The following is an 11,723-nucleotide window of genomic DNA, read 5'->3' on the forward strand; positions in this document are numbered from 1 at the left end:
CGCCTGATGCCTCTCGCCGTCGGAACGGTCATCGCCGGGTACCGTATCGAAGGTGTGCTCGGTTCCGGGGGGATGGGCACGGTGTACCTGGCCCGCCACCCGACACTGCCCCGCAGCGACGCGTTGAAGATCCTGTCCGCCGAGCTTTCCGTGGACCACCAGTTCAGGGTCCGCTTCACCCGCGAGGCCGACCTGGCCGCCACCTTAAACCATCCGAACATCGTGCGCGTGTACAACCGCGGCGAAACCGACGACGGGCACCTGTGGATCGCCATGGAGTACGTCGAGGGAACCGCGGCCAACGACCTGGACCGCGCCAACCTCACCCCGGCCCGCATCGTGCGCATCGTCACCGACGTCGCCGCCGCACTCGACTACGCGCACTCCCGGCGGGTGCTGCACCGCGACATCAAACCCGGAAACTTCCTGGTAGCAGCGCCGGGCAGCGACCACGAACGAGTCTTGTTGGCCGACTTCGGGATTGCGCGCGCCCTCGACGACGCCACCACGCTGACCGCCACGGGCTCGATGGTCGGCACCGCCGCCTATGCCGCCCCGGAGACGATCGAGGGCCGGGCGGCCGACCCCCGCAGCGACATCTACTCGTTGGGGTGCGCCCTGTTCAGGCTGCTGACCAGCCGCACCCCCTACGAGGACAACTCGTTGTCGGCGATGTTGGCCGGACACCTGATGCGGCCCGTTCCGCACCCCACCGACGTCAACCCCGCCCTGCCCCGCGAGATCGACGACGTGATCGCCCGGGCGCTGGCCAAGGACCCCGCCGAGCGCTTCCAGACCGCCGGCGCACTGGCGGCTGCCACCGCCGCAGCGTTGACCGGCACCCCGGCGACGCGTCCCGGCCCCACCGGGCCACCGGCAAGCAACGCGATCAATCCAACCAGCAACGCGACCAATCCAACGGTGACGTATCCGCCAACCGTGCCCCCCGGGCTGGCATCGGCGCCCGGGTGGCCCGCGTACGACCCCCGCGGGGCGGCCGGGCCCCCGCACCACGCCGCGCCCCAACAGTTCGCGGGCATGCCCCCGTCGTTAGGCGGGCCCCACATCTCACCGAAAGCCAAGCGGCGCAAACGGACTCGTCTCGTCGTGGCCGCGATCGTTCTTGTCGCGGCGCTGGCCGCCGCCACCGTCGTGGGCATCCATCTGTTCGGCGGCAGCGGCGGTGGCCTGGGCCCCTATGAACCGCAAACGCTCGCAACCAAATTCGGCACCGTCAAGATCCAACACCGCCCGATGGCCGTCGCCGCGCTGGGGCCCGGCGATCCCGATGCCGTCCTGTCGCTGGGCGCTCAGCCCGTCCTGATGAACGCGGCCAACGCCACCGTTCCGAATTGGCTGCAACCACTGGTGCACTCATCCCCGCCGGTCTTCGCCGCAGCCGACACCGCGGCGATCGCCGCCGCCAAGCCCGACCTGATCATCGACACCGGTGACATCGACCAACCCACCTATAACGCGCTGTCGGCCATCGCGCCCACTCTCGCCCAGCCCGCCGACAACACCGGAGACTGGACCTGGCAGGCGCAGCTGAATTGGATCGCCACCGCCCTCGGCCGCACGGGCACGGCCAAAACCCTTATCGACAAGGCGCAATCCGAACAGAACACCATCCGCTCCGAGCACGGTGCCTTTTCCGGGAAGTCCATCGTGGTGGTCAACTACACCGGCACCGCCACGACGGCCGCCGTGACCCCCTCTCCGCCGAGCGGCTACCTGGAGAGCATCGGCTTCACCTACAACGCCTATTACAAGCGCAGCCCCGGCGGTCCGGCGCAAGTCCCGTTCGACATCAACGACACTGACTACCTCTCCCAGCGCAGCGACGTCATGTTGCTGCTGCGCACCGACCCGGCTGCCGGCGGCGGGGGATACGCCGGCCTGCCCGCCAGATACAGCAGTTTCGGTGGCACCCTGGTCATCATCGACGACCCCGCCACCATCGTCGCCCTCAACTCCGGCGGCCCGGCCGCCACCACTTATCTCAACAGCGCGCTGGTCACCAAGCTCGCCAACCAGATCCACTGACGATGCCGCTCAACGAGCCGCATCGATGGTTCAAGACCGTTGCCGTCGCTGCGGCGATCGCCTCGCTCCTCGTCACGTCGCAACCGCAGGCAGAGAGGACCGGCCGCCGCCGAACCGCTCGGTGTATGCCCCGTGCCCACCCTCGTCGTCACGGATCCGCACGCGGTGATGTGCTGTGCGCTGTGCCCCGTCACCTGTGCGCGATGCGGGGCTGCGATGTGAGGAGGGAGTCGAACCCCCTGCACTGCCCTTCGTGCGCCAGGAGAGACCGGACTTGGCCCGCCGGCCAGGGCTCGTGCGCGCCTCCGCGACGCCTACCTGCTATACCCCGGCTCCCTTACTCCAACAGGTCTACCTCCCAGTTCGATCGCTGGATCCGCACGTCGAGCTCGCGAAGCTCGCGGGCCACCTGATCAGCCTGGGCGCGCACATCGGCAACGGTCAAGGCGGACAACATCTTTAGCTCGGACCGCAGTTGACGAGAGTAGCCCTGCTGGGAGCTCCCGGCAGCAGCGTCCGCTGCGCTTTTGAGGACATGGTGACGCCAGCGCAGAGCGTCGCGGCGCGCCAACGCGTCGGTCAGCGTGCCGTCCGCGCCGATCGTCGTCGCCGCGTTCGTGCGATTGATCCGCCGGATCAAGACCTCGTACTCGCCCAGCACGCCCTCGACCTCGGCGAGCAACGCCGCCGCGTCTTCGGCGGGTTCTTCGCCCTCCTGATAGCGGGCACTGCTCACGATGCGTGTGCGCAACTGTTCGATACGCCGCAGCGCATCGGCCCGCAATGACAACGCCTCGGCCAACTTCACAATGTTCCCCCTCCGGTGGGCGGCGCAACCGCCTAACCAGGATAGGTCCGAGAAAGGCTGCTCAGCTGCCTCCGCCGACCCCGCGGCCGGCCACTGACCGGCCGCCGGTCGCCGACCGCCGGTACTGTCGAATTCGTGCGTAGTGAAGGCGATACCTGGGACATCACAACAAGTGTCGGTTCGACGGCCTTATTCGTGGCGACCGCCCGAGCGCTCGAGGCGCAGAAGCCGGACCCGCTGGCCGTCGACCCTTATGCGGAGCTGTTCTGCCGCGCCGTGGGCGGGTGGGCGGCCGACGTGCTCGACGGCAAGCTCCCCGACCACCAGCTGAAGACTCCGGACTGGGGCGCGCATTTCGTCGACTTCCAGGGCGCCCGCACCAAATACTTCGACGAGTACTTCCGCCGCGCCGCCGGCGCGGGCGTGCGCCAGGTGGTCATCCTGGCGGCCGGACTGGACTCGCGCGCCTACCGGCTGGACTGGCCCGCCGGGACGGCGATCTTCGAGCTGGACCAACCGCAGGTCCTCGACTTCAAGCGTGAGGTGCTCTCCGGGCACGGCGCCCAACCCAAGGCCGAGCGGCGCGAGATCGCGGTGGACCTGCGCGACGACTGGCCGCAGGCCCTGCGCGACAGCGGCTTTGATCCCGCCAGGCCGTCGGCGTGGATAGCCGAAGGCTTGCTCATCTACCTCCCGGCCGCCGCGGAGGAGCAGCTGTTCACCGGCATCGACAACCTGGCCGCCGCCGGCAGCCACGTCGCGGTCGAGGACGGCGCGCCGCTCGACCAGGACGACTTCGAGGCCAAACGCGAGGCGGAACGCGCCGACGGTGCCGAGCGTCCGTTCTATCAGTTGGTCTACAACGAGCGGATCGCACCGGCCACGGAGTGGTTCGGTGACCGGGGCTGGACCGCCGTCGGCACCCCGCTTGCCGAGTTCCTGGCCCAGAACGGCAGGCCGGTGCCCGGGCCCGACACGGATGCAGGGTCGATGGTCTCGCGTAACACGCTGGTGAGCGCCGTCAAGGGCTGACCCGACCCCCGGGCTTTTCATGTGTTCTCGATGAGTTGATCCCGCGCGGGAACTTTCGCGTGCCCGCCCCCGACTAATACCGGGCTGATCGGTGTGCCGCCCAACAGCCCGGGCGGCACGGTCTCAGCCCGGCGAGGAGTCGCGGGATGACCGCACCGGTGTGGATGGCGCTGCCCCCGGAGGTCCATTCGGCCCAGCTGAGCAGTGGCCCCGGCCCGGCCGGCCTACTGGCCGCCGCGGCCGCGTGGAGTTCACTGAGCACCACGTACGCCTCGACGGCGGACGAGCTCTCCGCGACCCTGGCCGCCGCGCAGGCCGGCGCCTGGGAGGGACCCACCGCCGAGCAGTACGCGGCCGCCCACGCGCCCTACCTCGCCTGGTTGATGGGGGCCAGCGCCATCAGTGCGGCGACCGCCGCCCGCCACGAGACCGCGGCGACGGCCTACACCGTGGCGCTGGCCGCGATGCCGACGCTGCCCGAGTTGGCGGCCAACCACACCGTTCACGGCGTGTTGGTGGCGACGAACTTCTTCGGCATCAACACCATCCCGATCGCGGTCAACGAGGCCGACTACGCGCGGATGTGGGTCCAGGCGGCCACCACGATGTCCACCTACCAGGCGGTCTCCACCGCCGCGGTGGCTTCGGCGCCGCAAACGGGGCCCGCGCCACAAATCGTGCAGGCCGCCGACAGCGGCCAAGACAGTGACGACGACGGAATCATCGACAACGACGGCGGCAACCCGTACCAGCTCAGCTGGTGGATCAACCGATTCACGGAGGTTTTCCAGACCATAGCCAGAGATTTGGCGGAGTTTCGCACGGACCCGGCCGACGCCTTAGAGGATCTGCTACAAGACATTTTCGGGCCCGCCGGACTCATCGCTGACGAGTTCACCCACGTGGGCGAGGCCCTTCAGGCGTTCCCACAGCTCGCCGCCGTGCCGTTCATCGTGCCGGGTGGATTTGCGGGGGGCATAGCCGGCTTGAGTCTGATGGCCGGAATCCAGCCTGCCCCAGTTCCCGTCGCTGCGCCGGCTCCGATGGCGCCGGCACCCGATGCGCCAGTCGTCAGCCGCGCTCCGGTTGTAGCGAGCGCTGCCCCGGCCACGGCGCCGGCACCGTCTTCGCCCCCGACCTCGGCCCCGGCACCCGCGCCGGCCTCGGCGCCGGCACCCGCGGCCCCACCGTCGCCACCCCCCGCCGGCGTCGAAGGCGCCGCGTTCCCATACCTGGTCGGCGGGCCGACCGCGGGTTTCGGTTCGGGAACCAGTGCCGGCGTGCCGCGCAAGGCGCCGGAGCCCGATTCCGCGGCGGCCACGGCGGCGGCCGCGGCATCGGCTCGGGAGCAGCGGCGGGCGCGTCGCCGCCGGCAGGCGGGCCTGCAAGATCGCTACCGCGGCTACGAGTTCATGGATCTGGACCCCGATGGCGAGCCCGAGGATCCGGCGGCGCCGGCCAGCTCCTCGCTCGCATCGGATCGGGGCGCCGGAGCCCTGGGTTTCGCCGGAACCGCGAGCAAGGGTTCCGCCCGGGCGGCGACCGGGCTGGCGACGCTCACCGGCGATGACTTCGGCGGTGGGCCCGTGCTGCCCCTGCTGCCCGGCTCCTGGGAGGGGGACTAGCGGCGCGCACGCCGCGGGCCGGAACTTTTCGGGCGTGCCGGACGACTATTGGCTGCGTTCTCGGATTGCTAATGAAAATGATTTTCGATAAGCTCGGGCCGCTCGGCGGGGCCGGTGGTGGCCCGCCGATCCGTCGGAGCCGGGGGAACGGACCGAAAATGCGGACGGGAGTACGCCTGAACTCCCTCATTCGCGGTGATGAGCTGGGAGTGATGTGGTGAGTCGGACGGGCCCTCGCGCCTCGACACTTAGCTTATGCAATGCTAACTTCAGGCGGGTTAGGTTAGGGGAGGCTACACAAATGGAGAGACGTGGCCGTGGAACTCGGTGACACCGGCGTGCTCGCCGCTCAGCCCGTCAATTCACGTGCGGATGCCAGGGTTGATGGCGACGTCGTCAGCCGGTTCGCCACGTGCTGCCGCGCGCTCGGCATCTCGGTCTACCAGCGCCAGCGCCCGGCCGACCTGACCGCCGCCCGCTCCGGCTTCACCGCGCTGACCCGGGTCGCCCACGACCAGTGCGACGCCTGGACGGGCCTCGCGGCCGCCGGCGATGTGTCCCTGCGGGTGCTGGAGGCGGTGTCGCGCACCGCGAGCACGGCCGGGGTGTTGCAGCGGAAGGTGGATCTGGCGCCGGGCGAACTGGGCTTCCGCTATGACACCGGGCTGTACCTGCAGTTCCGCGCCGCCACCCCAGACGATTTCCACCTCGCCCACGCGGCGGGCCTGGCGTCGACCGGGGATGCGGCGCGGCTCGCCGAAGCCGACCAGATCGTCACCGGCCTGACCGCGCGCCGCCCGAGCTGGCGCGAGGCCCGCTGGGTCGCCGTCGTCCTCAACTACCGCGCCGAGCGCTGGTCGGACGTCGTCAAGTTGCTGACGCCGGTCGTGAACGACGCCGGGCTCGACGAGGCGTTCGCGCACGCGGCCAGGATCGCCCTGGGGACCGCGCTGGCGCGGCTGGGCATGTTCGCCCCGGCGCTGTCGTACCTGGAGGAGCCCGACGGTCCGGTCGCGGTCGCGGCGGTCGACGGGGCGCTGGCCAAGGCGCTGGTGTTGCGGGCGCACGTCGACGAGGAGTCGGCGAGCGAAGTGCTCCAGGATCTGTACGCGGCCCACCCGGAAAACGAACAGATCGAACAGGCCCTGTTGGACACCAGCTTTGGGATCGCGACCACCACCGCGGCGCGGATCGAAGCGCGCACCGACCCCTGGGACCCGGACACCGAGCCCAGCGCGGAGGACTTCGTCGATCCCGCGGCCCACGAGCGCAAGGCCGTGTTGCTGCACGAGGCCGAAGTCCAGCTGGCCGAGTTCATCGGCCTCGACGAGGTCAAGAACCAGGTGTCGCGGCTGAAGAGCTCGGTCGCCATGGAGCTGGTGCGCAAGCAGCGCGGCCTCGCTGTCGCACAGCGCGCCCACCACCTCGTGTTCGCCGGGCCGCCCGGCACCGGTAAGACCACGATCGCCCGCGTGGTCGCCAAGATCTATTGCGGCCTCGGGCTTTTGAAGCGGGAAAACATCCGCGAGGTGCACCGCGCCGACCTGATCGGCCAGCACATCGGCGAGACCGAAGCCAAGACCAACGCGATCATCGACAGCGCACTCGATGGGGTGCTGTTCCTCGACGAGGCCTACGCCCTGGTGGCCACCGGCGCGAAGAACGACTTCGGGCTGGTCGCCATCGACACCCTGCTGGCACGGATGGAGAACGACCGCGACCGGCTGGTGGTGATCATCGCGGGATACCGGGCCGATCTGGACAAGTTCCTGGACACCAACGAGGGTCTGCGTTCCCGATTCACCCGCAACATCGACTTCCCTTCGTACGCACCGTCGGAACTCGTCGAGATCGCGAACAAGATGGCCGAGCAGCGCGACAGCGTCTTCGAACAGGCCGCGCTCCACCACATGGAGGCGTTGTTCACCAAGCTGGCCACCGAGTCGACGCCCGACGCCAACGGAATCTCGCGGCGCAACCTGGACATCGCCGGTAACGGTCGATTCGTCCGCAACATCGTCGAACGCTCCGAGGAGGAGCGCGAATTCCGGCTCGACCATTCGGAGCACGCGGGCACCGGGGAATTCAGTGACGAGGAGCTGATGACGATCACCGACCAAGACGTCGAGAACTCGGTGGAGCCGTTGTTGCGCGGACTCGGGCTGTCGGTGCCGGCATGACGAATCCCGAATCCGACGATCGGCGTTCGTTCGCGTCGCGCACGCCGGTCAACGACAATCCCGACAAGGTCGAGTATCGCCGCGGCTTCGTCACCCGGCACCAGGTCAGCGGCTGGCGGTTCGTGATGCGGCGCATCGCTTCCGGGATCGCCCTGCACGACACCAGGATGCTGGTCGACCCGCTGCGCACCCAGTTGCGCGCGGTGCTGATGGGCGTGGTCCTGCTCGCCACCGGCCTGGCGGGCTGCTTCGTGTTCTCGCTGATCCGTCCCAACGGGACGGTGGGCACCAACGCCGTGCTCGCCGACCGGTCGACGGCCGCCCTGTACGTGCGGGTGGGCGAACAGCTGCATCCGGTGCTCAATCTGACGTCGGCCCGGTTGATCGTCGGTAAGCCCGTCAACCCGACAACGGTGAAAAGCACCGAGCTGGACCGGTTTCCGCGCGGAAACCTGATCGGTATCCCGGGCGCACCGGAGCGCATGGTGCAAAACACCACGCGCGATGCCAACTGGACCGTGTGTGACGGCATCGGCGGGACGGCGCACGCCATCCACAGCACCGGCGTCACGGTGATCGCCGGACGCCCCGACAGCGGCGGTGCCCGCGCGGCGAAACTCGACGCCAAACAGGCCGTCCTGGTCGATAGCGGCAACAGTACCTGGCTCCTCTGGGACGGCAGGCGCAGCCAGCTCAACCTGGCCGATCACGCGGTCACCAACGCGCTTGGCTTGGGACTCAACAACACTGAGGTGCCCGCGCCGCGGCCCATTGCACTGGGATTGTTCAACGCCATCCCCGAAGCGCCGTCGCTGACGGCGCCCGCCATCCCGAACGCCGGCGCGCCGGCTGGCTTCAGCGTGCCTGCGCCGATCGGGGCAGTGGTGGTTTCCTATGCCCTGGAACAGAATTCGTCGGGTGCGCCGCGCTACTACGCGGTGTTGCCGGACGGCCTGCAGCCCATCTCCCCGGTGCTCGCGGCGATCTTGCGCAACACCAACTCCTATGGGCTGGACCAGCCGCCTCGGCTGGGCGCCGACGCGGTGGCGAAGCTGCCGGTGTCCCGGATGCTCGACACCGCGCGCTACCCCGACCAGCAGATCACCCTCGTCGACGCGGCCAAAGATCCCGTCACGTGCGCCTATTGGAGCAAGCCCGGCGGCGCCGCCACCAGCTCGCTGAGCCTGCTGGCCGGCTCGGCCCTGCCGATACCCGAATCGATCCGCACCGTCGACCTGGTCGGCGGCGCCTCCCCGGCCACCGCGACGCGCGTCGCCCTGGCGCCGGGCACCGGCTACTTCGCCCAGACCGTCACCGGCGGCGCCGGCGCGCCCGGCACCGGGTCGTTGTTCTGGGTGTCCGACACCGGAGTTCGCTACGGCATCGACAACGAGGCGGAGACCTCGGCCGCCGGGCGTGGCAAAACCGTTGAGGCCCTGGGCTTGAGCGAGCCCGCGGTGCCCGTACCCTGGTCGGTGCTCTCGCTGTTCGCGACCGGCCCGACGCTGTCGCGGGCGGACGCGCTGCTGGCACACGACGGACTGGCGCCCGACACCAAGCCCGGCCGCGTGGCATCAGCAGAGGGAGCGCCCCGATGAGCCGACTCATCTTCGAAGCCCGCCGCCGGCTGGCGCCGCCGGTCACCCGCAAGGGCACCATCAACATCGAGGCGCCGCCCGAGTTGCCACGGGTGATCCCGCCGTCGTTCCTGCGCCGCGCGATGCCGTACGTGCTGGTGATCCTGATCGTCGGTATGGTCGTCGCGCTGTTCGCCACCGGGATGCGGCTGATCTCGCCGCAGACGCTGTTCTTCCCGTTCGTGCTGCTGCTGGCGGCCACCGCGATGTATCGCGGCAACGACAACAAGACGCGCACCGAGGAGGTCGACGCCGAACGCGCCGACTACCTGCGCTACCTCTCGGTGGTCCGCGACAACATCCGCACCCAGGCCGCTCAGCAACGGGCGGCCGCCGAGTGGTCGCACCCCGACCCGGTGGCCCTGGCCGCCGTGCCGGGGTCGCGCAGGCAATGGGAGCGCGATCCGCATGACCCGGACTTCCTGGTCCTGCGCGCCGGCCGCCACCAGGTGCCCCTGAGCACCGCGCTGCGAGTGAACGACACCGCGGACGAGGTCGACCTGGAGCCCGTGTCGCACAGCGCATTACGCGGCCTGCTCGACACCCACCGCGTCGTGCGCGACGTGCCCACCGGGATCGACCTGACCAAGGTCTCGCGGATCACCGTGCTGGGTGAGCCCGATGAGGCGCGGGCGGCGATGCGCGCCTGGCTCGCCCAGGCCGTGACGTGGCACGACCCGACCGTGCTTGGGGTGGCCCTGGTCTCCCGCGACCTGGAGAGCCCAGACTGGTCCTGGCTGAAATGGCTTGCACACGTGGATGTTCCGGGTGAGTTCGACGGCGTGGGCCCGGCGCGCCTGCTGTCGACCAACCCCGACGAGCTGGTCCTGCTGCTGGGCCCCGCGTTCGTCGACCGGCCGGCGTTCACCGGCGAGCCCGCGGACGCGCTGCGGCACCTGCTGATCGTCATCGACGACCCCGACTTCGACCTGAGCACCTCGACGCTCGCGCTCGGCCGCGCGGGAGTCACCGTCGTGCACCGCTCCGCCACCCCGCCGCACCGCGAGCAGTATTCGGACCCGGAGAAGCCGATCCTGCGCGTCGCGAACGGCGCGATCGAGCGCTGGCAGACCGGCGGCTGGCAGCCCTACATCGACGACGCCGACCTGCTCGGCGCCGACGAGGCGGCCCACCTGGCTCGCCAGCTGTCGCGCTGGGACTCCAACCCGACCCACACCGGGCTGCGCTCGGCGGCCACGCGCGGCGCCACCTTCACCACCCTGCTGGGCATCGGCGACGCCTCGCGGCTGGACGTGCCCACGCTGTGGGCGCCGCGCCGCCGCGAGGACGAGTTGCGCGTGCCCATCGGCGTCACCGCGACCGGTGAACCGCTGTTCTTCGACCTGAAGGACGAAGCCGAGGGCGGCATGGGCCCGCACGGTCTGATGATCGGTATGACGGGATCGGGCAAGTCGCAGACGCTGATGTCGATCCTGTTGTCGCTGTTGACAACCCATTCGGCCGACCGTCTGATCGTGATCTACGCCGACTTCAAGGGTGAGGCCGGCGCGGACAGCTTCCGCCATTTCCCACAGGTGGTCGCGGTGATCTCCAACATGGCCGAGAAGAAGTCGCTGGCCGACCGGTTCGCCGACACGCTGCGCGGTGAGGTGGCCCGCCGCGAAACACTGCTGCGCGAGGCTGGCCGCCGCGTGCAGGGCAGCGCGTTCAACTCGGTGGTGGAGTACGAGGGCGCGATCGCGGCGGGGCACGACCTGCCGCCGATCCCGACGCTGTTCGTGGTCGCCGACGAGTTCACCCTGATGCTGGCCGATCACCCCGAATACGCGGAGTTGTTCGATTACGTTGCCCGCAAGGGCCGCTCGTTCCGCATCCACATCCTGTTCGCGTCGCAGACGCTGGACGTGGGCAAGATCAAGGACATCGACAAGAACACCTCGTACCGCATCGGCTTGAAGGTGGCCAGTCCCAGCGTTTCCCGCCAGATCATCGGCGTGGAGGACGCGTACCACATCGAATCGGGCAAGGAGCACAAGGGCGTGGGCTTCCTGGTGCCCGCCCCGGGCGCGACCCCGATCAAGTTCCGCAGCACCTACGTCGACGGCATCTACGACCCGCCGCAGAAGGCCAAGGCCCTTGTGGTGCAGTCCGTTCCGGAGCCCAAGCTTTTCACGGCCGGACGGGTGGAACCGGAGCAGGACATGGTGATCCCGGCCGCCGAGGACGAGGAATTCACCGGCCCGCCACGCAAGCTGATCGCCACGATCGGCGACCAGCTGGCGCGTTACGGTCCGCGAGCCCCGCAGCTGTGGCTGCCGCCGCTGGACGAGCCGATCCCGCTGACCGCGGTACTGGCCCGGGCCGGGGTGCCGCAGCGCCAGTGGCAGTGGCCGCTCGGCGAGATCGACAAACCCTTCGAGATGCGCCGGGACCC

The 11,723-nt window shown here is 69.7% G+C and carries 7 protein-coding genes; 6 read left to right on the plus strand and 1 reads right to left on the minus strand.

Annotated elements, in window-relative coordinates:
* Positions 1 to 6: 6 nt before the first annotated feature.
* Positions 7 to 2,046: a serine/threonine-protein kinase gene (locus A5701_RS19705; protein ID WP_067757562.1), complete on the plus strand. Its 2,040-nt coding sequence runs from the start codon at positions 7 to 9 to the stop codon at positions 2,044 to 2,046.
* Between the two features lie 337 nt (positions 2,047 to 2,383).
* Here A5701_RS19705 and A5701_RS19710 read toward each other — a convergent pair whose 3' ends face one another.
* Positions 2,384 to 2,854, minus strand: coding sequence for a DIP1984 family protein (locus A5701_RS19710; protein WP_067757565.1), 471 nt, complete (start codon positions 2,852 to 2,854; stop codon positions 2,384 to 2,386).
* A 135-nt stretch (positions 2,855 to 2,989) separates the two neighbouring features.
* Between A5701_RS19710 and A5701_RS19715 the strand changes: the two genes are divergently transcribed.
* The 5 genes from A5701_RS19715 to eccCa all read left to right on the plus strand — a co-directional run.
* Positions 2,990 to 3,886 carry a class I SAM-dependent methyltransferase gene (locus A5701_RS19715; RefSeq protein ID WP_067757574.1) on the plus strand — a complete coding sequence of 299 codons (897 nt, stop codon included), beginning with the start codon at positions 2,990 to 2,992 and terminating at the stop codon, positions 3,884 to 3,886.
* A 146-nt stretch (positions 3,887 to 4,032) separates the two neighbouring features.
* Positions 4,033 to 5,511 carry a PPE family protein gene (locus A5701_RS19720; RefSeq protein ID WP_067757577.1) on the plus strand — a complete coding sequence of 493 codons (1,479 nt, stop codon included), beginning with the start codon at positions 4,033 to 4,035 and terminating at the stop codon, positions 5,509 to 5,511.
* Positions 5,512 to 5,828: 317 nt separating this feature from the next.
* On the plus strand, positions 5,829 to 7,691 hold the full coding sequence (gene eccA / locus A5701_RS19725) for a type VII secretion AAA-ATPase EccA (RefSeq protein WP_067757597.1): 1,863 nt from the start codon (positions 5,829 to 5,831) through the stop codon (positions 7,689 to 7,691).
* Positions 7,688 to 9,289, plus strand: coding sequence for a type VII secretion protein EccB (eccB, locus tag A5701_RS19730; protein WP_067757581.1), 1,602 nt, complete (start codon positions 7,688 to 7,690; stop codon positions 9,287 to 9,289). The genes eccA and eccB overlap by 4 nt, the downstream gene beginning before the upstream one ends.
* The coding region (eccCa, locus tag A5701_RS19735) for a type VII secretion protein EccCa (RefSeq protein ID WP_067757584.1) at positions 9,286 to 11,723 on the plus strand (2,438 nt) is incomplete at its 3' end. The genes eccB and eccCa, both read left to right, overlap by 4 nt.

Source organism: Mycobacterium sp. E3305, assembly GCF_001666785.1.
GTDB lineage: Bacteria > Actinomycetota > Actinomycetes > Mycobacteriales > Mycobacteriaceae > Mycobacterium.

What these genes read in the sequence shown, in the direction of transcription:
- eccB (WP_067757581.1), top strand. Translation starts at nt 7,688, where the DNA reads ATGACGAATCCCGAATCCGACGATCGGCGTTCGTTCGCGTCGCGCACG.
- A5701_RS19720 (WP_067757577.1), top strand. Translation starts at nt 4,033, where the DNA reads ATGACCGCACCGGTGTGGATGGCGCTGCCCCCGGAGGTCCATTCGGCC.
- A5701_RS19705 (WP_067757562.1), top strand. Translation starts at nt 7, where the DNA reads ATGCCTCTCGCCGTCGGAACGGTCATCGCCGGGTACCGTATCGAAGGT.